We start from the raw sequence: 20,801 nt of genomic DNA, 5'->3' as shown, positions 1-20,801 counted from the left end.
ACGCTCCAGTTGCCTGCTGGACTGATGGGGCGGACGAGTTTGTCAGGGTAGATGACTTAAAACTCAACTAAATGGTTCGCGTGACTTAGATCACAGCTACGGGGCTCCCGTTTTCCGTAATCAACGGGCCTGCCGCTGAGTCGACAAGGCGCACAGTCACCGAACAACGGAGCAGACCGACCATGCGCCTCGCCCTCGAACAGCCCGTCCGCGCCCGCCTCGTCACCCCCGGCTACGCCGAGCTGCCTATCCGCGCCACCCTTCGCTACGACGCCGCCGAACCCTTCGCCGTGCACGTCGACTTCCCCGCCTGCGTCTCGGTCGACGAGAACGGCGTCACCTGGACGTTCGCCCGTTCACTGCTGGAGGAGGGGCTGGAGGCGGCCGCCGGGATCGGCGACGTACGCATACGGCCGCTCGAGCGGTCCCGGACGGTCATGGAGGTGCACGCGCCGCACGGCATGGCCGCCATCAGATTCGGTACGGCTTCTCTCCGGCGGTTCCTGCAACGGTCGTACGCCGTCGTCGAGCCGGGGAGAGAGGATCTGGGGCCGGAACTCGACCACGGGCTCATGTCGCTGCTCGACGGAGTGTGAGGCTCACTCGGTCTCAAGGGGCGTCAGCACGCGCGTGCCCGTCTGCCGGTAGATCACCGAGCTGCGGAAGCTCACCACCTCGCGGCGGGCGCTGAAGCGGTCCATGAGGAAGGCGTGGAGGTGCTCGATGTCCTGGACGGCCACGTGGACGAGGAAGTCGTCGTCGCCGGAGACCACGAAGACCGAGACGACCTCGGGGAGTTGGGTGAGGTAGGCCTCGAAGTCGTGGATCACCTCGCGGCTCAGAGGGCGCAGGCGGGCGAAGACCAGGGCCTGGAGGGAGCGGCCCAGCAGGCGTGGCTGTACGGCCGCGTGGTAGCCGGTGATCACGCCGCGGGCGCGCAGGGCGCGGACCCGTTCCAGGCAGGTGGAGGGTGCGATGCCGACCTTGCGGGCGAGTTCGCGGTTGGTGAGCCGTGCATCGCGCTGGAGATGGGTGAGGATCGCCGAATCAGTGTCGTCCATGGCCGTCATTCTTCCCGCGGCACCGAATTTCGTTCGGCCGGTCCGCTCAACTCCCGTATCACAGCCTAGATTTCCTTCGTCTGCCGGACCGAAGGGAGCGCTCGTCCCATGACGACCGCCATGCCGACCGCCGCCACCGCCTCCGCTCTCGCCGCGACCGCCGCCGCCGACCAACCCGTCGGCCAGGCCGTCGACCACTACGACCGTTTTCTCGCCGAGCACTACACCTGGATGCTCGGCGGTGATCTCGACGCGCTCGTCGCCGCCCAGCGTGATCTGCTCGCGGGGTGGGGCGTGGTGCCGGGTCCGGGGCCGGTGCCGGGGGACGGGGCGCTCGCCGTGGATCTGGGGTGCGGGCCGGGGCACACCAGCCTCGCCCTGGCCGGTCTGGGCTACGACCCTGTCCTCGCGGTCGATCTGAGCCGGCCGTTGCTGAACGAACTCGCCGCGCACGCCCGTGACGTGCCGGTGGTGCGGCCGGTGCGGGCGGATGTGCGCACCGCTCTGCGGGAGCTGGTGCGGCCGGGCTCGGCGGGGGCCGTCGTATGCCTGGGTGACACGCTGACGCATCTGCCGACCCGAGGTGATGTGGCCGCCCTGTTCGCCGACGTCGCCGCCGCGCTCGCGCCCGGCGGGACGGCCGTGTTCGGCTACCGCGAACTGACGGTGCCGCTCACGGGCACCGACCGCTTCCTCCCCGTCCGGGCCACCGAGGACCGGATCATGACCTGCTTCCTGGAGTACCCGGACGACTACGACGACTACACGGTCGTCGTGCACGACCTGCTCCACACCCGGGACAGCAGCGGCGCCGACGCCGACTGGACCCTCACCGCGCACAGTTACCGCAAGCTGCGGCTCTCCCACGCGTGGGTGCTGGAGCAGCTCCACACGGCCGGGCTGCGCGTCAGGCACGAGGAGAGCGGGCCCGGAGGCATGCGGACCGTGGTACTGGAGCGGGCCTCCGGGCAGCCGGCCTGATCACGGTGTTCCGGCGAGGTCAGGACTCGTACCAGTAGACCCCGTTGAGGCCCTCCTGGGCGATGGTCCTGGTCATGACGTTGCCGTCCTGTGCGTAGCGCCGGTGGACGTCGGTGAGGAAGAAGTCGAAAGCGGCGACCGGCGTCGTGGCGTCGCAGGCCAGGTCGCCGCGGATGCAGAAGCGGGCGACCGGGACGCCCGGGAACTCGGTGGGGCCGGGGCCGGTGGAGGTGAAGCCGAGGGCGCCCAGGCCCTTGGGGACCCTGGCCCACATTCCGGTCCCGGGCTGCTTCGGGTCGGCGTACAGCTTGCCGTCGACCTGCTCGCGCGGGATGTCGGTGCCGCCGTTCGCGATCGTCTCCAGTACGGCGTCGGCGGCCTGGGCGCCCTGGGAGTAGCCGACGATCGTCAGGCGTGCGGTCGGGTCCTTGCGGTGGGTCTCCTCGGCGGCGGCCAGGAGATTCTGGTAGCCCTGCGCGACGCTGCTGTCGTAGCTCTGCGCGGTGAGGTCGGGCTGGTTCTGGCCGTTGAGCCAGGGGCCGGCGCTGGCCGGGTAGCAGACGGGGACGACCTCGGCGCCCGGCTCCAGGTGCTGGTTGGCGTAGCCGAACGTCCGGGTGCAGTCGGGCGCGGGCAGCGCGGAGCCGGTGCCGCCGAGCTCGATGTAGTAGTGGCGAGGGGCGTCGTCGGCCTGCGCGACGGTGGGTGTGAGGGCGGCGGCGGCCGTCATCGCCGCCGTGAGGGCGACCGTCTTGGCGCGGCGCATGAGTCGGTTGGTCGTAGGCATGGGTGTCCCCCTGGTCCTGGTCCGGTGGTGCCGATGGCACAGACAGGTGCTGATGACGCGTCAGCACGTGCTGGCTGACGCGTCCTGGCGACACGTCTTGGCCGGCGCGTTCTGCCTGGCACCTTCTGGCTGGCACCTTCTGGCTGGTGCTGTGGCGCGAGACGCTAGGGAGGAGCGATGAAATCGTCGTGAAGGCCCTCCGGAGCACCGGAGCGGCGATGGCGCTCGGCGAGGTGGTGTTGCAGACGGGCGTGGCGGAACTGGTAGACCGCGCCCGCCTGGCGCAGCACGCCCCGCTGGTAGGCGTCCTCCAGGAAGGTGACCACGGCCCAGGGCAGGCGTCCCGTCAACGGCAGCCAGATCCGGGTGAGGACCAGCCACTGGCCCCAGGCGGTCAGGGTGAGGGCGTAGCCGAGGGCGGCGCCGAGGCCGCTGATGGTGCCGAGCAGGAGGCTGGCTCCGGAGGGCCAGGTGAGCGGGCCGAGCGGGCCGTCCAGGAGGTCGACCGCCACTCCGCTGCCGAGCCCGACGACGGCGCCGAAGGTGGGTGCCCAGACGAGGAGTTGGGTGGTGACAGTGGCGCGGTTGGTGGTCAGGAGGGTGCGCGGGTTGACGGCGGATTCGAGGTCGAGGGGGGTTTCGAGGAGGCCGAGGACGCAGAAGGTCAGTCCGGTGCCGGCGCCGAAGACCAGGCCGTAGACGAGCCCGTCGACGAACCCGATGTGCAGCATGGTCGGGGTGTCGGTCCAGGCGTACGACTTCACCAGGCCGACGAGGAATCCGTACGCGAATCCGAACATCGCCCCGCCGAGCGTGCCGATCACCAGGCGGGGCCCGGCCGTCCAGACGGTGGTCCTCGGCCGGCCGCGGATCTGCAGGCGTACGGCGGACGGCATGACGTGTTTGCCCTTGGCCGTGTACGTCAGCCAGTGCACGAGCCCGAACATGAGGCCGGCGAGGAGCCCGACGACCGTCCCGTCCACGAGGGGGCCCGTGAGCGTGCCGTGGTAGGCGGCGCTGACGGCGCCGTCGACGAGGCCGATGGCGAGCCCCGTGACGAGGGCGGTGACGAGGGTGCGCGTGGAGCGGCGCAGTCCGTTGCCGAGCCGCCACCACGCGAGGTCGGGGGTCTTCTGCCGGGTCAGGTGGTGGGCGAGGTGGCCCAGCCAGCGGCGGGCGCGGTCCGGGTCGCAGTCGAGCGGTCCGTTCCGGGGGCGGTGGCGGTAGACGGTGGGGAGGAAGTTGTCGAGGAGGTGGTCCTCCAGCTCCTCGGGGGTGCCGAAGCGCTCGGTGTCGAGGAGGTCGGCCGGGTTGTGGTCGGGGGTGTCGCTGTAGACGGTGCGGGCGAGCGACACCATCAGGGGGGTCGTCAGGACCGTGGCGAGCGGGGGTATGAGCCCGTCCGGCTGGGGTGCGGGCCCGTCCGGCTGGGGTGCGGGCCCGTCCGGCTGGGGTGTGGGCCCGTCCGGCTGGGGTGCGGGCCCGTCCGGCTGGGGTGTGGGCCCGTGGGTTGTGGGCCCGTCCGGCTCCGACTGCTGCTGTCGCAGTGTTCGCAGGGTTCTCAGTACGGGGTCCCAGGCGCCCTCCGCGGGGTTCGCGGGGTTGGGCTTGCGGGTGGTGCGGGGCAGGTAGGCGGCCAGGTCGTCGAGGGTGAGGTCGGTGACCTCGATCGCCGCGGCGGCGGTCAGTACGTCGGTCTCGGCTACCGCGGCGGCGTATTCGCCGGGGCGGCTGGTGAGCAGGAGGGGCAGCGTGGTGGCGTTGAGGGCCTCCAGTGCGGGGCGGCGCAGGCCGTCGGCGATCTCGTCGAAGCCGTCCAGGACCGGGAGCACGCGGCCGGAGTCGACCAGCGCGGCGGCAAGGCTGGCCCGGCCGGGACTCCGGGCGGCCGTACCGGGGTGATCGCGCATCAGCTGTTCCGTCAGCCAGTCGCGCAGGGTGAGGGTGGTGGGGTTCCAGGAACCGATGCTGAAGATCACCGGGACGGGTTCCCCGGGGGCGCGCGTCTTCAGGTGGTCGAGGACGAAGCGCAGCGTCAGGATCGTCTTCCCGGAGCCGGATCTGCCGAGGACCACCAGCCGTCCGGACGGGATGTCCCGGTAGATCTTCGCGATGTGCTCCAGCCGCCCGCTCAGGTCGAGGGGGTCGTTCGCGGCTCCCGGTGGGAGGCGGCGGATGTTCGCCCAGTGGTCGATGAGGTCCTCGTCGGCCACGCGCCAGCGGACGGGGAGCGGGTAGGGGTCCTGGATCTGCCGCTGCTCCTCCTCGCGCTGCCAGCGGGCGGCCACCGCCTTCGCGAGTTGCCCGGTCGCGTCCGCCAGGGCGTCGGGAGTTGCGGAGGGCGGCTGTTCCGGGGCGGGTTCCTTTGGGCTCGGTTCCTCCGGAGCCGGTTCCCCGGTGGTGGGTTCGTCCCGTCGGGTGCCGTCCTGGTTTCCGGGAACGGCGGCCCTCACCAACTCCTCGCGCTCCTCGGGTTGCAGGGCGAGCGCGTCGGCCAGCTTCTGCACCGTGGTCATGCGCGGGTTGGAGCGGTGGCGGTTGCCGGTCTCCAGACCGCGGATGGTGCTCACGCTGACGCCGGAACGCCGCTCCAGCTCCTCCTGGGTCATCCCCTCCCGGACCCGTAACCGCCGCAGGACCGTCCCGAACTCACTGGCCACAAGTCACGGCCCTTTCCCCCTGAGTCGTCCATGAGTTGCCCCTGCGTTGTCGCCTTTCCGCAGGTGAGGGACTTTAGCCCGGTCACCGGTCACATATGACCGGTTCAATGCCCTGTCCACGTTTCCTCCACGTCGGCCAGCTTCGATGCCATCGAGGTGATCGACCGGGGCGACTTTCGTCGACCGGTCCGGAGAACGGGGAACCACCATGCCGACGACGACCGCACCCCAGGGACTACGCCCGGACACCGTCGCCCTCACCGCCCAGGAGCGCGAGGTGCTCTACGCGCTCGGCTGCGGCCTGGGGGACGCCGAGATCGCCGAGGCGCTCGCGCTGCCCGAGCCTGAGGTGGCCGGGTATCTGGGGCGCATCCTGACGAAGCTGGGACTGCCGGACCGGGCAACCGCCATCGTGCACGCCTTCGACTGCGGTCTGGTCGTGCCGGGGCAGGGGCCGCGCAGGCAGGCGGCGGCCTCGGGGCGGGGGGCCACTGTCCGCGGGGGTGCCGGCTCCTGCGGGGGTGCCGGCTCCTTCTGGGCTACCGGCTCCGGCGGGGGGACCAGCTCCTGCGGGGTGACCGTCCCCTCCCCCGACGTACGGCTTCGGGTCAGCGTGCTCGGCCCGCCCAGGGCGTGGCTCGCCGGGCGGCCCGTGGACATCGGCCCGGTCCGGCAGCAGGCCGTGCTGGCGGCGCTGGCGCTCAGTGCGGGCCGGTCGGTCAGCCGGCAGGAACTGCTGGACGGCGTCTGGGGGATGGAGTCGCCGGGCGCCAACGTCGTACCGGTCTATGTGTACCGGCTGCGCAAGGGTCTGCGGCTCGGGGGCTGCCCGGACTCGGTGATCAGGCGGGACCGGTACGGCTATCGGCTGGTGCCCGGCGTGGTCGAGGTGGACGTGACGTGCATGGAGGAACTCGTCACCGCGGCCGGGGCCGCCGAGCGGGCCGGCGATCTCGCCGAGGCGGTGCGGCTGTGCGCCCGGGCGCTGGAGCTGTTCCGGGGTGAGCCGCTCGCGGGACTGCCCGGGCCCTTGGCGGAGTTGGAGCGACTGCGGCTCGTCGAGCGCAGGGTCGCCCTGGCCCAGCGGAAGGCGCAGTGGCAGCTGAGGCTCGGCCGGGTCGCCGACGCGATCGCCGACCTGTCCGGGCTGGCCCTGGAACAGCCGCTGAACGAACCCGTCGCCGCCCTGCTGATGCACGCGCTGCACCGCGCCGGCCGACGGGCCGAGGCACTGTCCGTCTTCGACCGCACCGGCAGGCGCCTCGCCGACGACCTCGGTGTGGCACCGGGCGAACTGCTGCGCCGGGCACGCTGGTCGGTCCTGCGCGGGGACGAAGCGGGGCGGGCGCGCGGGCGGGCGGGGGCGGCGTGAGCGACGGGACTCACCGGGGCCGCGACGGAGCTCAACGGGACGGCGACGGGGGGCGCGCCGACGAGTCGGTACCGGCGATGAGCTGCGCGGGCACCGGGCGCGGACCGGCAGGTGCGGCATGAGCGACGGAACCCACCGGGGCCGCGACGGCAACCACGCCGACGAACTGCTGCCGACGAGGAACCGCGCAGACACCGGACACGCACAGGCAGGTGCCGCATGAGCGACGGAACCCACCGGGACCGCGACGGCAACCGCGCCGACGAACCGCTGCCGACGAGGAACCGCGCAGACACCGGACACGCACAGGCAGGTGCCGCATGAGCGACGGAACCCACCGGGACCGCGACGGCAACCACGCCGACGAACCGCTGCCCACGAGGAACCGCGCAGACACCGGACACGCACAGGCAGGTGCCGCATGAGCGACGGAACCCACCGGGACCGCGACGGCAACCGCGCCGACGAACTGCTGCTGGCGAGGGTCTCCGAAGCCGCGGGGCGGGCGCGTCTCGGCAGGCGGCGTGCAACCTACCTGGCGCCGCTCGCCGAACCCGGGGTGTGGCGGGTCGCCGTCGTGGGGGTGCGGCGACTGTTGCGGGCCCGAGAGGGCGGGGGGACGAGCGCGGGTGCGCGGCTGGATCTGTACGAGCAGGGGCTGACGGCCGCCGTCGGCGGGCGGATCCATGTCGTCCGCTACGACACCACGCTGGTGCGCCGGCGCAGGGTGCTGTCCCCACAGGGCCTCGCCCGCGCCCATGTGCTCGTGGACGTCGACGGTGAGCGGATCGTGCTGCGCCACGGCGACTTCGGCCGGCCGGAGGTATGGGGGCCCGAGATCCACCGGGCCGTCACCGACGCCCAGGTGCCGCGGGCCCTGACCGCGCTGGCCGAGGGGGCGCGGCTCGCCTTCGGCCCCGTGTGGATCACCAGGGAAGAGATCGGCTCACGAGGGGCGTCCCTGCGGTGGGCGCAGGTGCAGCGGATCGAGATCCTCAACGGTTCCGTCGCCGTACGCGCCACCGGGCGGTGGCAGGTGTGGGGCACCGTCGCCGCCGGGATCCCGAACCTGTGCGTCCTCCACACCCTCGCCGAGCGGCTGGCCGCGGCCGAGCGGGACGAGGACTGACGTACCGGACAGCTGACGTACGACGCAGGCGACGTACGACGCGGCCGGCGTACAGACCGGCTCATATACGGCCCGGCCGAGCTACGGCCCCGCAGCCGTACGGCCCCTCGTTTCACGGCGATTTCACTGGCCGCTCCTGGCGTCCGACCGGACGTGCCGGCGGCCACAGGCAACCCACCGAACACAGAAGGAGATTCCGGCATGGCCGACAGTTACCGCTACCGGTGCGGCGAGTGCGGGCACCGCACCGCCTGGGGCAGCGAATCCCAGGGCGAGCAGGCGATGGAGACCCACTACGCCCGACGCCATCCGCACATCCCACCCGGCGGAATGGTCGAGTTCCGCAAGGGGTCCTCCGTGGGCGGAACCGGCTGCCTGATCGCCCTGGGAATCGTGGTCCTGCTGCTGATCCTCGCTTCCCGGCACTGACGAGACGGACGACGTGAGGGCACCGAACACCCTCCCCGGCCTTGGGACACCGGCCCTGTGACACCCCTGTTGCCGGAACTGTGGGCTCCGCCACAGCCGGGTGTGCCGGGCCCTGTTGGACTCGGCTTGGACTCGGCGCACCCGCGTCCGTCCCGCCTGGAGGCCACGTGTTGCTGCTGCTCCTGCTGTTCGTCGTGGTCGCGGCGATCGTCGCCGTCGCTCTGTGCGGATACGGCGGCCGCACGCTGACCCCCGACCACGGCCTGCGAGGTGCGGGGGCTCCCACCGTGCTGCGCGGGCTCGCCGCCCTCGCGGGCGCCGGGGCGTGCGCCGTCTACGCATGGGGGCTGCTCGCCGTCTGCGGCGCGGTCATGGCGGCGGAGGACGGCGGCACCGGCTCGGCGCCGGCCCAGGCCTGCCTCACGCCGGGCTGGGAGGAGCGGCATCGGCAGGGCATCGAGATCGTCGGCCACACGGTCACCTACCTCCCGCTCGCCTTCGTGTGCGAGACCAGCGACGGCGGGAGGTACGACACCGGTGACGTGCCCGGGTACGTCAACCCGGCCGCGCTGGGCCTCGCCCTGACCGGCACCGGGTGCGCCATCGGCGCCGGGTACTCGGCGGAGCTGCGTGCACGCGCCGAGTGGCGCAGGGGCGAGGCCCAGCGACGGAGCTGACGTCGGTCACTCGGCCGGCACGAGTTCCGCCCTGCCGAACAACAGGGCGTATCCGGGCGGGAGTTGCCGCAGGATGCGGTCCAGCAGGTCGTCGCCGACCAGCTTCGGCAGGACGCTCAGGACCGAGCTGACGTCCCAGCGGGCCGTGGCCGGCGTGGCCCCCTCTATGCGGGCGGCGATCGAGTCGACGAACTCCGCCGCGGTGAGGGGACGCGTGGCGGGGATCTGGGACGCGATCACTCTGGCCGCCTCCTCGGGCAGGGCACGGGCCAGTTCGACCCGTTCGTCGCCGATCACATGGCCGCCGAGGGCCGACAGGACGATGCGGGTGACGCGCTCGGCCTCCGCCGTCGTCGCGTACTGCCCGGAGTCCCGTACCCGTTCGATCAGTTCGGGCCATCCGGCCCGGTCCACCGTCCGGCCCAGGGACGGATTCCGGGATGCATTCCCGGAGGGGTTCCGGGGCGGGTTCCGGAACGGGTTCGTTAGGGTCGGCACCGTCGTCGTGGTCATCGTGCGGGCTCCTCCTCCGTTGCGCGCAGGGGTGTGCCGCGTCCCGCAGGCCGGGCACTCGCCTGCGGGACGCCTCTCGTGCGGTTCTCGTGCGGTTCTCTCTCAGGTCACTTGCCGAGCTGCTTGCGGTCGCCGCCCGTGATCTGGATGCGGCGCGGCTTGGCCTGCTCGGCCACGGGGATGCGCAGGGTCAGCACGCCGGCCTCGTAGGAGGCGTCGATGCGGTCCGTGTCGAGGGTGTCGCCGAGGAACAGCTGGCGGGTGAAGGTGCCCGTGGGCCGTTCGGTGACGAGCAGCTCCGCGTCCTCGGGAGCGGGACCGCGGCGCTCGGCGCGGACGTTCAGGACGTTGCGTTCGACGTCGAGCTCGATCGTCTCGGGGTCGATGCCGGGGAGGTCGAAGTGGACGATGAAGTCGTCCCCGGACCGGTAGGCGTCCATCGGCATCGCCGCGGGGCGGGTGCTGCCGAGGACCTGCTGCGCGAGTCGGTCGAATTCGCGGAACGGGTCGGTACGCATGAGCATCACAGGTCACTCCTCTCATCAGGCGCTGCTGGTGCGATGCCCTACGGTTTTTATATAACTCCGGAGAGGAAAATTGACAAGGGTGGGCTCAGGTTCACCGAAGGCTTGGAGGCAGACATGGCGAAGGTTCCCAGCGCGGTGGTCGCGGCGGGCGGGCTCGTCGGCGGGTACGGCGTTGCCCGCTGGACGAAGAAGCGGCAGCTCGGCGGAGCCGTACTGGCCGTTGCCGGGGCCGCGGCGGCGCAGCAGTGGCGGCAGCAGGCCGGCGGAAAGGCGGCGGGGGCACTGACCGCCGCGTATGTCGCCGCCTTCGCCGGATCGCATCCGCTGGCCAAGAAGGTGGGCGCCTGGCCCGCCGTGTTCGGGGTGGCGGGGGCGGTCGCGCTGGCGTCGTGGGCGGTGGCGGACCGGCGCGGGTGAGCTGGGCCTTGGCGTCGCGCGGCAGGCGGGAGTTTGACGCCAGGGCCTAGGCCGGGTGGTGCGTCAGCACGTTCACGACCCGCCCGTTCGGGTCCCGTACGAAGAACCGCCGTACGCCCCACTCCTCGTCCCGAAGCTCCCGTACGACCTCCGCGCCCGACGCCAGCACCTGCGCGTACACGGCGTCGACGTCCTCGACCTCCACGCTCAGGTCGGGGACGACGGGGGCGGTGCGTTCCTCCGTGAAGAAGCTGATCTGGGCGGTGGGGTTTGCGGGGGACGCCATGGTCGTCACCCAGCCCATGCTCATCACCTCCTCGAAGCCGAGCAGGCCGTAGAAGTCCCGGCTCGTCTCCAGCTGCTTGTCGGACTCGACCTGGAGGTTGGGGACGATCCTGCGGATGGTCATCGGATACGGCTCCTCGTGTGCGTCCGGATCGGGGTCGTGCGGTTTTTTGTTATCCCCCGCAGTCTCCTCCCGTCTCCTCACCGTCCCCAGCCGCAGGCACGCGAGGAATGACGCAGTGACACGACAGATCAGCCGCCGGAGCATGCTCAAGGCCGCGGGCGTGGCAGCCGGAGCCGCCGGTATCGGTACGGCCGCGCTCCCCGCCCCCGCCATGGCGGCCGGCCCCGGCTACGCCCACCCCGGCCTTCTGCACACCGGCGCCGACCTCGACCGTATGGCCGCGAAGGTGAAGGCGGGCGCCGCTCCCTACACGGCCGGGTTCGCCAAGCTGACCGCCAACCGGCACGCACAGAGCGGCTGGACGGCCAATCCGCAGGCGACCGTGATCCGGGGAGGCTCCGGCCAGAACTACACGGTCCTCTACAACGACATCCACGCCGCCTACCAGAACGCCCTGCGCGGACACGTCAGCGGCGACAGCGCGCACCTCGACACCGCCGTGGCGATCCTGAACGCCTGGTCGGCGAAGCTGACCTCACTCGCCGGCAACGCCGACCGCTTCCTGGCCGCCGGTCTGTACGGCTACCAGTTCGCCAACGCCGCCGAACTCGTCCGCGACCACCCCGACTTCGAGCTCGCACGGTTCCAGGAGATGCTGACCTCGGTGTTCGCCCCGCTCAGCGACGACTTCCTGGTCCGCCACAACGGCGCCGTCGTCTCCAACTACTGGACCAACTGGGACCTCACCGCCATGGCTTGCGTCCTGGCCACCGGCATCTTCTGCGACGACAAGGCCCAGGTCGCCCGCGCCGTCGAGTACTTCAAGCACGGCGAAGGCCTCGGCTCGATCAAGAACGCCATCCCCGTGGTGCACGACGACGGACTCGCCGAGTGGCTGGAGGCGGGCCGCGACCAGGGACACGCCCTGCTCGGCGTCGGCCTGATGGGCACCTTCTGCGAGATGGCCTGGAACCAGGGCATCGACCTGTACGGCTACGACGACAGCCGCTTCCTCAAGGGCGCCCAGTACGTCGCCAAGTGGGCGCTGGGCGGGGAGGTCCCCTTCACGGCGAACACCCGCAAGAAGGGCGCGATCAACGGCTGGTCGGGGTCGGAGACCGTGACGCGGGCCGCGCCCGTGGACCCGGCGATGACCCGCCCGATCTGGGCGATGATCGCCAACCACTACACCAAGCGCCGGGGCCTGCCGGCGTCGTACGTCACACGGATCGCCGCGAAGTCCGCGCCGGAGGGCGGCGGTGGGGACTACGGGCCCAACAGCGGAGGGTACGACCAACTGGGCTTCGGCACCCTGGCGTTCACGCGGGACAAGGCGCAGGGGGCGGGAGGCACGGGCGGTTCGCCGGACCCGTCGGCCTCGGCTTCGGCGTCCGCGCCGACTGCCGGGTCGGCCGGTGCGGGATCGGATCCGCGACCGCAGACGGGGGCCACGTCCTCGCCGTCCGCATCCGCCTCCTCCGCCGCCGACGGTGACCTCGCCGCCACCGGCTCGAACGAGATCGTCGGCTGGACCGCGGCCACGGGCATCACGGCCCTCGCCGGCGGTCTGCTCCTGCTGCGCCGCCGCGACCGGGTCCGGCGCGAGTCCCAGTAGCACCGCACAGGACGCACAAACACCGGTCCCGGCTCCCGCCCGGGGGAGAGCCGGGACCGGTTCCGGCCGGCCCCCCCTACGCCCCCGTCGCCCGCGCCGTCCGCACCCCGGTGCGAGGCGGCCCGCCCACCGCCGTGAGCGGCCGTGCGATGTCCTCCAGTGCCCGCCGCTCGGCCCGCACCGCCAGCACCGCGGCGACCAGCCCGGCCAGGCACATCAGCGACGCCCCGATCTGGAAGGCCAGCACCGTGTCGGCCACCCTCCCCGTCCCGGTGAGGTCGGCGAACAGCAGCGGCCCGCTGATGCCGCCGGCCGCCGTGCCCAGGGCGTAGAAGAAGGCGATCGACATCGCCCGCGTCTCCATCGGGAACACCTCGGACACCGTGAGATAGGCGCTGGACGCGCCCGCCGAGGCGAAGAACAGCACCACGCACCAGCAGGCCGTCAGCGTGGTCGCAGTCAGCGCGCCCCGGTCGAACAGCCAGGCCGTACCGAAGAGAAGAAGCCCCGACAGCAGGTACGTCGACGAGATCATCGCCCTGCGGCCCACCGTGTCGAACAGCTTTCCGAGCAGCAGCGGGCCGAGGAAGTTGCCGACCGCGATGACCGCGAAGTAGAAGCCGGTGTCGCCGGTCGGGACGTCGTAGAACGTGGTCAGGATCGCGCCGAAGCCGAAGGTGATGGCGTTGTAGAGGAACGCCTGGCCGATGAAGAGGGCGAAGCCGAGCGTGGCCCGCTTGCGGTACTTCGCGAAGACCGTGCGGCCGATCTCCCGGAACGTCACGCTCCTGCGCTGGTGGATGGTGATCTCGCCCTCGGGGCGCGGCAGCGGCTCTGTCCGCTCGGCCTCGACCCGCTGTTCGATGGCGGACACGATCCGTTCCGCCTCCTCGTCACGGCCGTGGATCAGCAGCCAGCGTGGGCTCTCCGGGACGTGCCGCCGGACCAGGAGGATCACCAGGGCGAGGGCGGCGCCGAGCGCGAACGTCAGCCGCCAGCCGACGTCCGCGGGCAGGATCGCCGTGTTCAACGCGACGATCGACAGGAGCGAGCCGCCCACCGCGCCCAGCCAGAAGCTGCCGTTGATCATGAGGTCCACGCGGCCGCGGTACTCCGCCGGGATCAGCTCGTCGATCGCGGAGTTGATGGCCGCGTACTCGCCGCCGATGCCGAAGCCGGTCAGGAAGCGGAACAGGAAGAACCACCAGGTCTCGAAGGAGACCGCGGTCAGGGCGGTCGCTCCCAGGTAGACCGCCAGCGTGATCATGAAGAGCTTCCTGCGGCCCCACCGGTCGGTCAGACGGCCCCAGAACAGGGCTCCTAAGCAGGCACCGGCCACGTACAGCGCGGCGGCCAGGCCGGTGACCTCGCCGGAGGTGATCGGCAGTCCGCTGCCGGGCTCGGAGAGGCGCGGGGCGATGTTGCCGACGACCGTGACCTCCAGGCCGTCGAGGATCCACACGGTGCCGAGACCGATCACGATCGTCCAGTGCCAGCGCGACCACGGGAGGCGGTCGAGGCGGGCGGGGATGTCGGTGGTCACGGTGCGGCCGGTCTCGGCCTCTGCGACGGCCATGGGCTCCCTCCTCGTCGAGCGGAACCCGACTCGAGTGCCCTGTCCGGGGCGGTCCTACGCCCCCAGCGCCCGCGACACCGTGTAGATCAGCAGCCCGGCGAGCGAACCCACCACCGTGCCGTTGATCCGGATGAACTGCAGGTCGCGGCCGATGTGCGCCTCGATCTTCCGCGTCGTGTGCCCCGCGTCCCAGCCGGCCACGGTGTCGGTGATCAGGGAGGTGATCTCCTTGCGGTACGTCGTCACGACGTGCACCGCCGCACCCTCGACCCAGCGGTCCACCTTGCCCTGCACCGAGGGTTCGGCTGCCATACGGGCGCCCAGGGAGAGCAGCGAGGCCCGCACGCGCAGGCGCAGCTCGCTGCGCTCGTCCTCGGCCGCCGAGACGATCATGGCGCGGACGGCGGTCCAGGCGGACGCGATCAGGTCCTGGACCTCGCCGCGGGCCAGCACCTCGCCCTTCCAGCGCTCCACACGCGTGCGCGTGTCGGTGTCGGACTGCAGGTCGGAGGCGAAGTCGATGAGGAACCGGTCGAGGGCGCCGCGCGCCGGGTGGGAGGGCATGTCGCGCATCTCGGCGCAGAAGCGGACCAGTTCCTTGTAGACCCGCTCGCCCACCTTGCGGTCGACGAACTTCGGTGTCCAGCCGGGCGCGCCGCCCTGAACCGCGCCCATGATCTCGTCGTCGTGCAGGATCAGCCAGTCGTACGCCTTGGTCACGATCAGGTCGACGGCCCGTTTGTGGCCGCCGTCGGCGACGATCCCCTCCAGCATCTTGCCGATGCCGGGCGCGACCTCGCGGGCATCCGCCCGGCGGGTGATCGCCTCGCCGACCACCGCCTGGACGTCGGAGTCCCGCAGGACGGTCAGGGCGCCTCTGAGGGCCGTCGCCAGCTCGGCCGTCACACGGTCGGCGTGCTCCGGTTCCGCCAGCCAGGCGCCCAGCCGGCTGCCGATGCCGACGGCGCGCAGACGCTGTCGTACGACGTCTTCGGAGAGGAAGTTCTCGCCGACGAACTCGCCCAGCGAGACGCCCAGCTGGTCCTTCTTGTTGGGGATGATCGCGGTGTGCGGGATGGGGATGCCCAGCGGGTGGCGGAACAGGGCCGTGACCGCGAACCAGTCGGCGAGCGCGCCGACCATGCCGGCCTCGGCGGCCGCGGCGACATAGTCCGCCCAGTCGCCGGCGCCCTGGTTCGACGCCACCTTGGCCAGGACGTACACCAGCGCCACGAACAGCAGCAGCCCGGTCGCGGTGACCTTCATCCGCCGTACGCCGCGCTGCTTCTCCTCGTCGGCGGCGCTGAAGGTCGTCATCGCCCGTACGGCCGATGCGGGGACGCCCCGGTTACCGGCGGCACCCGGCCGGGCATGCTGCTCTACGACACGCGTTCCCGTTTCATCCGGATTCGTACGTTCCATCCGCTCCACCCGTCCAGGATTCCCCGAACACATTGTCCCTAACTGACCGACTCCTGGAACGAATCAAGAGTTCCCGGCGTCTGTTCGATGGGGGGAGGTCGATGGCGAAGTCCGGATGAACTCCGGCGGCCCAATGGGGGGTCTGTGCAACTCTCCCCTGCCTTATGACGCATCATGAGGTGATCACATCGGAGCCTCGGGCTCCCATCCGCCCGAGGAGACACGCACCCGCATGACCAGGCGTAACGGTTATGCCCTGCTTTCCGCGATCATCGCCCTGATCGTGGCGGTTTCCGCCGCCATATACGTCGGAGTCGCCTCCGACGACGGCAGCACCACCACCAGGACCAACCCCACCAGGGAAAACGCCGCGCGCGGCCCCGCCGCCCCGGCCTCCACCGGCATCTGGGTCGGCGCCTGGTCCGCCTCCCCGGTCGGCGGCGAACCGGGCACCGAGATCGAGGGCCTGGCGGGCCGCTCGGTCCGCAACGTCGTGCACACGAGCGTCGGCGGTACGAGTGCCCGGATCACGCTGTCCAACCTGTACGGCCAGTCGGCGCTGACGATCACGCACGCCTCGATCGCCGTCGCGGCCGGGACGGGGACCGCGGCCGCGGTCGCCGACACCATGCGGCGGCTGACCTTCGGCGGCAACACCACCGTCGTCATCCCACCCGGGCAGCAGGTGCTGAGCGACGTCGTGCGCCTGGCGATCCGGGCGGACGCCGACATCCTGGTCACCACCTACTCCCCCACCCCGTCCGGCCCGGTGACCTTCCACCCGCACGCCCGCCAGACCAGCTACGTCGCCGAGGGCGACCTCACCGAGGACGCGACCGGCGTGGCGTACACCGGGCAGGTCGAGTCCTGGCGGTACCTGACCGCGCTGGACGTCCTCAGCAACGAGTCCGACGGCACCGTCGTGGTCTTCGGCGACTCGCTGACCGACGGCATCACGTCCACCGAGAACGCCAACCGCCGCTGGACGGACGTCCTCTCGCGCCGGCTGCGCCAGGCCGTCGCGGCCGGCCAGGACGTGCCGCGCTACAGCGTCGTCAACCAGGGCATCAGCGGCAACCAGATCCTCGCCAGCGGCTCCGGGCGCCCCGCGGACAACCAGGCCGGCGTCGGCCGCTTCCACCGCGACGTGCTCTCCCGTACGAACGTCAAGGTCGTCGTCATCGACCTCGGCGTCAACGACATCCTGCGCAACCCGAAACTCGCCGACCCGAACCGCATCCTCGACGGCCTGCGTGCCCTGGTCCGCCAGGCCCACGCCCGCGGCCTGAAGGTCGTCGGCGCGACCCTGATGCCCTTCCAGGGCCACCGCGGCTACACCGACGCCCGCGAAGGCGTGCGCCAGCAGATCAACGCCGAGATCCGCGCGGGGCGTGTCTTCGACGCGGTGGCCGACTTCGACAAGGCCGTGCGCGATCCGTACAACCCCCGCAAGTTCCGCCCCGACTACGACTCGGGCGACCACCTCCACCCGAGCGACAAGGGCTACGAGCGGATGGCGGAGGCCTTCCACCTGGAGGACCTGAAGGGCGCGGCACCGGCGGAGCTGTAGCGATTTGGGCGCCGTGGCGCGCCCAGCCTGCGGGCAGTCGTGCCGCTGGGGCGGCACCCGACCCAAAGAAGGGCGGCACCTCGTAGCGCCGGGCTGCGCAACCCACCCCCGCCCAGCCCCCACGCCGGCCGGCCCCCAGCCGACGGCACCTCAGTCCAGCTCCCGCCGCCCGGCCCTCCGCTCCAGCTTCTCCCGCCGCCGCTCCTCGCGAAGCTCCTGCCGCTGCGCCCGCGTCAGCTTCCGCTCGACCCCGACGCCACCCCAGAAGGCGAACCCGGTCACGATCACCCGAGGCGCCCCGGGCTCCCCAGGCACCCCTTCCTCACGGTGATCGAAACCTCCCATGATCCCGATCCCCCGCACCACCACCTCGACCCCAGGCGGCACGATCACCTCGACCCCGCCCATGATCGCGACACAGTTGATCTCGATCTCCCGGTCCGCGAAGTTCGCATCCCGCAGATCGATCTCCCCGCCGCCCCAGAAGGCGAAGCAGTTGAACCGCTTCGGCGCCGTCCACCGCCCCTTGCGCTGGAACCCGGACATCACGGCGACACCCCACGTCGACGACCCCTCGCCGCCGACGATCCGCCGCTCCCAACTCCCGTCCGGGACCGCGGCCTTCTTCACCATGTCGACCGTCGGCACGGCCACCGCGCCGACGGGCAGGTCCCGGGTGATCGGCGCCAGCTCCCCGTACGTCCGCGCCTTGTACGTGGCGTCCAGGCGTTCCTCGAACTCCTCCATGTCGAGACGCCCCTCCGCGAGGGCGTCCCGCAGGACCTCGGCGACTTGTTCACGATCGGCGTCGGAAGCGCGCAGCTCCGGGGCATCGTCGGTCATGTACAGAAGCCTACGAGCAACCCCGGCCAGGGGCCATGAAACCGCGGGTTACGAGACCGCCCGCTCGGCGTACATCTGGGCGATCACTGCCTCGATGTCCGGCTCCCGCACCGACAGATCCACCAGCGGATACTCCGCCGCGATCCGCGCCACCAGCACCGCCGCCGACTCCCCCGCCGGAAACGCCAGCCACTGCCGCGGCCCCTCCACCTTCACCACCCGCGCGGGCGCCGCCTCGATCGGCGGCAACTCGCGCTCCAGGTCGACCACCAGGGTCCGTTCGCTCTCGCCCACCTCGTGCAGCCCGGCGAGCGGGCCGTCGTACATCAGCCGCCCGTGGTCGATGACCATCACCCGTGAGCACAACTGCTCGATGTCCTGCAGATCGTGCGTGGTCAGCAGCACCGTCGTGCCGCGCTCGGCGTTCACCTCCCGCAGGAACTCCCGGACCTTCGCCTTGGAGATGACGTCGAGCCCGATCGTCGGCTCGTCCAGGTACAGCACCTCCGGGTCGTGCAGCAGCGCCGCCGCGATGTCGCCGCGCATCCGCTGGCCGAGGGAGAGCTGGCGGACCGGGACGTCCAACAGCGCGCCCAGGTCGAGGAGTTCGACGAGGCGGTCGAGGTTCTCCCGGTAACGGCCGTCGGGGATGCGGTACATGCGGTGCATCAGCTTGTACGAGTCGATCAGCGGCAGGTCCCACCACAGCGTCGTGCGCTGCCCGAACACCACCCCGATGCGGTGCGCGAGCCGTGTGCGCTCGCGGGACGGGTCGATACCGGCGACGCGCAGCCGCCCGCCGCTCGGCGTGAGGATGCCCGTCAGCATCTTGATCGTCGTCGACTTGCCGGCGCCGTTCGGCCCGATGTAGCCCACCATCTCGCCGCGCGCCACGGTGAAGGAGATCGAGTCGACGGCCCGCACCTGCCGGCGCTCCCGCTTCAGGAAACCCGTCTTCTTGCGTACGTCGAAGACCTTCTCCACGCCGTCGAGTTCGATGAACGCGTCCCGCGTGCCCTCCATGGCCTGCCCCTAACTCCCCGTACTCCGATACGACCGCAGACCGGCCCGCCACGCCACCCCGGCCAGCGCACAGCACACCACCGCCACCAGCGGCGGCATGAAGGCCGCCCAGTGCGGCAGCCAGACCGGGTACGGCCGCTCCAACACGTAGGCGGCGGGCACCCAGTTGACGAAGGCGAGCGGCAGTACGAACGTCACGCCGCGCACCAGGTCCTTCCCGAACACCGTCGGCGGGTACTGCAGCAGCGTGTTGCCGCCGTACGTGAACGCGTTCTGCACCTCGGCGGCGTCCTGCGCCACGAACTGGAAGGACGCGCCGGCCGTGAACAGCGCGCAGAAGATCACCCCGCCGCTGACCAGCATCAGCGGCACCAGCAGCGCCTTCGCCACGGTCCAGTCGACGTCGACGGCCAGCATTCCCCAGCCCAGCACCAGCGTGCCCTGGGTGATCCTGCCGAGGCGCCGCAGCGCGAAGTGGTCGGCGGCGACCTGGGCCAGCACCGGGGCGGGCCGGACGAGCAGCGTGTCGAAGGAGCCGTCGCGCATCCGGGTGCCGAGGACGTCCATCGAGCCGAACGTCAGGTCGGCGAGGCCGAACGCGGTCGCCGACAGGCCGTACAGGAAGGCGACTTCGGGCAGCGACCAGCCGCCCAGCGAGTCGACCTGCGAGAACATCAGCAGGATCGCGGCAAAGTCGAGGCCGGTCAGCAGCAGGTTGCCGATGACCGTGACGACGAACGAGGTGCGGTAGGTCATGGTCGACCGGATCCACATCCCGGCGACCAGCCGGTAGGCCCGAACGCCCTCACCCAGCCGGGACGCGCGGGAGGTCTCGGCCGCCCCGGACACAAGGGACGTCTCAGTCTCAGCCACCCTGCACCACCACCCGCCGCGTCGCCGACGACTGCACGAGCCGCCCGGCCGCCAGCAGGACCACCGCCCACGCCGCCTGGAAGGCGTACGCCCCGAGCGGGTCGGTCTCGCCCATCAGCACGTCCGCGGGCATCTGGAGCTGCGCCGCCCAGGGCAGCGTCTGGACGATGTCGCCGAGCGTGCCCGGGAAGGCGTTCAGCGGCAGGGTCATGCCCGAGAAGAAGATGCCCGTGACCATCAGGGCCTGCGAGACGCCTTGGCCGTCCATGAGCCAGAACACGCTCAGGGCGACCAGGTAGCGGATGGCGAAGCTGACGACCATCGCCAGCAGCAGGGCGACCAGGAACGCCGCCCAGGTGGTGACCGCGCCGGGCAGCGCCATCGGGAAGACCAGCGCGCCGAACACGAACGGGATCACTCCCCGCCCCAGCATCTGGAACAGCGCGCGCCCCAAGTCGCTCGCCAGCCACCACAGTTGGAGGTCGGCAGGCCGGTACAGGTCGATCGCGATCTCACCCGTTCGGATGCGGCCCATCAGGTCCTTCTCGACCCCGCCGCCCTGGATGGCCAGCGTCGAGTACAGGGCCTGCCCCAGCCACACATAGGTGACCGCCTGCGCCTGGTCGTACCCCCCGAGGTGCGGCCTCTCGTCCCACAGCGCCAGATACGTGTAGACCAGGATCACGCCGAAGACGGTGTTGGTGAACACCCCGGCCGCCGTCGCCGCCCGATAAGTCGCGTACCGTCTGAACCCGCCCGCCGCGACGGCCACGTACAACCGCCCGGAGCCCACATCCACAGCCCTCCTCGCCCGCGCCCGGCACCGAAGCGCAGGAGCCTAGTGCGCGCGAGACTGGAGCTGCCAGCCAATTTCGAGGCCGCCCGCGCCGATTGCCCGGAGCGAGAGCCTGCTCACT

At 71.5% G+C, this 20,801-nt stretch carries 21 protein-coding genes; 9 read left to right on the top strand and 12 right to left on the bottom strand.

The window, feature by feature from the left end; genetic code table 11:
* Nucleotides 1–182 precede the first annotated feature (182 nt).
* The gene (locus tag ACZ7L6_RS28515; protein WP_471928709.1) at nucleotides 183–596 is read left to right on the top strand and encodes an SsgA family sporulation/cell division regulator; all 414 of its coding nucleotides are present in this window, start codon (nucleotides 183–185) and stop codon (nucleotides 594–596) included.
* A gap of 3 nt (nucleotides 597–599) precedes the next feature.
* Here ACZ7L6_RS28515 and ACZ7L6_RS28510 read toward each other — a convergent pair whose 3' ends face one another.
* Complete coding sequence (locus ACZ7L6_RS28510) at nucleotides 600–1,061, bottom strand: Lrp/AsnC family transcriptional regulator (RefSeq protein ID WP_471928707.1); 462 nt, start codon at nucleotides 1,059–1,061, stop codon at nucleotides 600–602.
* Between the two features lie 108 nt (nucleotides 1,062–1,169).
* On the opposite strand from ACZ7L6_RS28510, the gene ACZ7L6_RS28505 reads away from it, so the two are divergent.
* Nucleotides 1,170–2,042, top strand: coding sequence for a class I SAM-dependent methyltransferase (locus ACZ7L6_RS28505; protein ID WP_471928705.1), 873 nt, complete (start codon nucleotides 1,170–1,172; stop codon nucleotides 2,040–2,042).
* Between the two features lie 19 nt (nucleotides 2,043–2,061).
* On the opposite strand, the gene ACZ7L6_RS28500 is transcribed toward ACZ7L6_RS28505, so the two are convergent.
* Nucleotides 2,062–2,829, bottom strand: coding sequence for a PE-PPE domain-containing protein (locus ACZ7L6_RS28500; RefSeq protein WP_471928703.1), 768 nt, complete (start codon nucleotides 2,827–2,829; stop codon nucleotides 2,062–2,064).
* Between the two features lie 164 nt (nucleotides 2,830–2,993).
* Nucleotides 2,994–5,489, bottom strand: a complete 2,496-nt coding sequence (locus ACZ7L6_RS28495; RefSeq protein ID WP_471928701.1) for a helix-turn-helix domain-containing protein — start codon at nucleotides 5,487–5,489, stop codon at nucleotides 2,994–2,996.
* 208 nt (nucleotides 5,490–5,697) lie between these two features.
* Between ACZ7L6_RS28495 and ACZ7L6_RS28490 the strand changes: the two genes are divergently transcribed.
* The 4 genes from ACZ7L6_RS28490 (at nucleotide 5,698) to ACZ7L6_RS28475 (ending at nucleotide 9,096) form a co-directional block, all read left to right on the top strand.
* Nucleotides 5,698–6,861, top strand: coding sequence for an AfsR/SARP family transcriptional regulator (locus ACZ7L6_RS28490; protein WP_471928699.1), 1,164 nt, complete (start codon nucleotides 5,698–5,700; stop codon nucleotides 6,859–6,861).
* 421 nt (nucleotides 6,862–7,282) lie between these two features.
* The gene (locus tag ACZ7L6_RS28485) at nucleotides 7,283–7,990 is read left to right on the top strand and encodes a DUF6585 family protein (protein ID WP_471928697.1); all 708 of its coding nucleotides are present in this window, start codon (nucleotides 7,283–7,285) and stop codon (nucleotides 7,988–7,990) included.
* Between the two features lie 201 nt (nucleotides 7,991–8,191).
* Complete coding sequence (locus tag ACZ7L6_RS28480; RefSeq protein WP_471928695.1) at nucleotides 8,192–8,419, top strand: hypothetical protein; 228 nt, start codon at nucleotides 8,192–8,194, stop codon at nucleotides 8,417–8,419.
* 167 nt (nucleotides 8,420–8,586) lie between these two features.
* Nucleotides 8,587–9,096 (top strand): hypothetical protein, encoded by a 510-nt coding sequence (locus tag ACZ7L6_RS28475; RefSeq protein ID WP_471928693.1) that lies wholly within the window; start codon nucleotides 8,587–8,589, stop codon nucleotides 9,094–9,096.
* 6 nt (nucleotides 9,097–9,102) lie between these two features.
* Here ACZ7L6_RS28475 and ACZ7L6_RS28470 read toward each other — a convergent pair whose 3' ends face one another.
* Both ACZ7L6_RS28470 and ACZ7L6_RS28465 read right to left on the bottom strand, forming a co-directional pair.
* Nucleotides 9,103–9,609, bottom strand: a complete 507-nt coding sequence (locus ACZ7L6_RS28470; RefSeq protein ID WP_471928691.1) for a DUF2267 domain-containing protein — start codon at nucleotides 9,607–9,609, stop codon at nucleotides 9,103–9,105.
* A 107-nt stretch (nucleotides 9,610–9,716) separates the two neighbouring features.
* Complete coding sequence (locus tag ACZ7L6_RS28465; RefSeq protein ID WP_471928689.1) at nucleotides 9,717–10,133, bottom strand: Hsp20/alpha crystallin family protein; 417 nt, start codon at nucleotides 10,131–10,133, stop codon at nucleotides 9,717–9,719.
* Between the two features lie 117 nt (nucleotides 10,134–10,250).
* Between ACZ7L6_RS28465 and ACZ7L6_RS28460 the strand changes: the two genes are divergently transcribed.
* Nucleotides 10,251–10,553 carry a hypothetical protein gene (locus tag ACZ7L6_RS28460; protein ID WP_471928687.1) on the top strand — a complete coding sequence of 101 codons (303 nt, stop codon included), beginning with the start codon at nucleotides 10,251–10,253 and terminating at the stop codon, nucleotides 10,551–10,553.
* Between the two features lie 46 nt (nucleotides 10,554–10,599).
* On the opposite strand, the gene ACZ7L6_RS28455 is transcribed toward ACZ7L6_RS28460, so the two are convergent.
* A complete protein-coding gene (locus tag ACZ7L6_RS28455; RefSeq protein WP_471928685.1) occupies nucleotides 10,600–10,962 on the bottom strand; it encodes a VOC family protein in 363 nt (120 codons plus the stop codon).
* 142 nt (nucleotides 10,963–11,104) lie between these two features.
* Between ACZ7L6_RS28455 and ACZ7L6_RS28450 the strand changes: the two genes are divergently transcribed.
* Nucleotides 11,105–12,577: an alginate lyase family protein gene (locus ACZ7L6_RS28450; RefSeq protein WP_471929059.1), complete on the top strand. Its 1,473-nt coding sequence runs from the start codon at nucleotides 11,105–11,107 to the stop codon at nucleotides 12,575–12,577.
* Between the two features lie 76 nt (nucleotides 12,578–12,653).
* Here ACZ7L6_RS28450 and ACZ7L6_RS28445 read toward each other — a convergent pair whose 3' ends face one another.
* Nucleotides 12,654–14,153 carry an MFS transporter gene (locus ACZ7L6_RS28445; RefSeq protein ID WP_471928683.1) on the bottom strand — a complete coding sequence of 500 codons (1,500 nt, stop codon included), beginning with the start codon at nucleotides 14,151–14,153 and terminating at the stop codon, nucleotides 12,654–12,656.
* A 54-nt stretch (nucleotides 14,154–14,207) separates the two neighbouring features.
* A complete protein-coding gene (locus ACZ7L6_RS28440; RefSeq protein WP_471928681.1) occupies nucleotides 14,208–15,608 on the bottom strand; it encodes a DUF445 domain-containing protein in 1,401 nt (466 codons plus the stop codon).
* Nucleotides 15,609–15,807: 199 nt separating this feature from the next.
* Between ACZ7L6_RS28440 and ACZ7L6_RS28435 the strand changes: the two genes are divergently transcribed.
* Nucleotides 15,808–17,145, top strand: a complete 1,338-nt coding sequence (locus tag ACZ7L6_RS28435; protein WP_471928679.1) for an SGNH/GDSL hydrolase family protein — start codon at nucleotides 15,808–15,810, stop codon at nucleotides 17,143–17,145.
* A gap of 150 nt (nucleotides 17,146–17,295) precedes the next feature.
* On the opposite strand, the gene ACZ7L6_RS28430 is transcribed toward ACZ7L6_RS28435, so the two are convergent.
* From ACZ7L6_RS28430 to ACZ7L6_RS28415, 4 genes are all read right to left on the bottom strand, one after another.
* Entirely contained in the window at nucleotides 17,296–17,988 is a 693-nt protein-coding gene (locus ACZ7L6_RS28430) for a DUF1707 SHOCT-like domain-containing protein (RefSeq protein ID WP_471928677.1), read from the bottom strand.
* A 48-nt stretch (nucleotides 17,989–18,036) separates the two neighbouring features.
* On the bottom strand, nucleotides 18,037–19,011 hold the full coding sequence (locus tag ACZ7L6_RS28425) for an ABC transporter ATP-binding protein (protein ID WP_471928675.1): 975 nt from the start codon (nucleotides 19,009–19,011) through the stop codon (nucleotides 18,037–18,039).
* Between the two features lie 9 nt (nucleotides 19,012–19,020).
* Nucleotides 19,021–19,785: an ABC transporter permease gene (locus ACZ7L6_RS28420; RefSeq protein WP_471929057.1), complete on the bottom strand. Its 765-nt coding sequence runs from the start codon at nucleotides 19,783–19,785 to the stop codon at nucleotides 19,021–19,023.
* Between the two features lie 91 nt (nucleotides 19,786–19,876).
* Nucleotides 19,877–20,677 (bottom strand): ABC transporter permease, encoded by an 801-nt coding sequence (locus ACZ7L6_RS28415; protein WP_471929055.1) that lies wholly within the window; start codon nucleotides 20,675–20,677, stop codon nucleotides 19,877–19,879.
* Between the last annotated feature and the right edge of the window lie 124 nt (nucleotides 20,678–20,801).

It is taken from the genome of Streptomyces sp. NPDC107522 (assembly GCF_055657525.1).
This window is presented reverse-complemented; position numbering and strand designations above follow the sequence as displayed.

Bases quoted from the DNA above. Each gene is read 5' to 3' on its own strand.
- ACZ7L6_RS28455 (WP_471928685.1), bottom strand. From the start codon at position 10,962: ATGACCATCCGCAGGATCGTCCCCAACCTCCAGGTCGAGTCCGACAAG.
- ACZ7L6_RS28460 (WP_471928687.1), top strand. From the start codon at position 10,251: ATGGCGAAGGTTCCCAGCGCGGTGGTCGCGGCGGGCGGGCTCGTCGGC.
- ACZ7L6_RS28435 (WP_471928679.1), top strand. From the start codon at position 15,808: ATGACCAGGCGTAACGGTTATGCCCTGCTTTCCGCGATCATCGCCCTG.
- ACZ7L6_RS28440 (WP_471928681.1), bottom strand. From the start codon at position 15,608: ATGTGTTCGGGGAATCCTGGACGGGTGGAGCGGATGGAACGTACGAAT.
- ACZ7L6_RS28445 (WP_471928683.1), bottom strand. From the start codon at position 14,153: ATGGCCGTCGCAGAGGCCGAGACCGGCCGCACCGTGACCACCGACATC.
- ACZ7L6_RS28485 (WP_471928697.1), top strand. From the start codon at position 7,283: ATGAGCGACGGAACCCACCGGGACCGCGACGGCAACCGCGCCGACGAA.
- ACZ7L6_RS28465 (WP_471928689.1), bottom strand. From the start codon at position 10,133: ATGCTCATGCGTACCGACCCGTTCCGCGAATTCGACCGACTCGCGCAG.
- ACZ7L6_RS28505 (WP_471928705.1), top strand. From the start codon at position 1,170: ATGACGACCGCCATGCCGACCGCCGCCACCGCCTCCGCTCTCGCCGCG.
- ACZ7L6_RS28480 (WP_471928695.1), top strand. From the start codon at position 8,192: ATGGCCGACAGTTACCGCTACCGGTGCGGCGAGTGCGGGCACCGCACC.
- ACZ7L6_RS28430 (WP_471928677.1), bottom strand. From the start codon at position 17,988: ATGACCGACGATGCCCCGGAGCTGCGCGCTTCCGACGCCGATCGTGAA.
- ACZ7L6_RS28450 (WP_471929059.1), top strand. From the start codon at position 11,105: ATGCTCAAGGCCGCGGGCGTGGCAGCCGGAGCCGCCGGTATCGGTACG.
- ACZ7L6_RS28490 (WP_471928699.1), top strand. From the start codon at position 5,698: ATGCCGACGACGACCGCACCCCAGGGACTACGCCCGGACACCGTCGCC.
- ACZ7L6_RS28515 (WP_471928709.1), top strand. From the start codon at position 183: ATGCGCCTCGCCCTCGAACAGCCCGTCCGCGCCCGCCTCGTCACCCCC.
- ACZ7L6_RS28510 (WP_471928707.1), bottom strand. From the start codon at position 1,061: ATGGACGACACTGATTCGGCGATCCTCACCCATCTCCAGCGCGATGCA.
- ACZ7L6_RS28420 (WP_471929057.1), bottom strand. From the start codon at position 19,785: ATGTGGATCCGGTCGACCATGACCTACCGCACCTCGTTCGTCGTCACG.
- ACZ7L6_RS28500 (WP_471928703.1), bottom strand. From the start codon at position 2,829: ATGCCTACGACCAACCGACTCATGCGCCGCGCCAAGACGGTCGCCCTC.
- ACZ7L6_RS28425 (WP_471928675.1), bottom strand. From the start codon at position 19,011: ATGGAGGGCACGCGGGACGCGTTCATCGAACTCGACGGCGTGGAGAAG.
- ACZ7L6_RS28470 (WP_471928691.1), bottom strand. From the start codon at position 9,609: ATGACCACGACGACGGTGCCGACCCTAACGAACCCGTTCCGGAACCCG.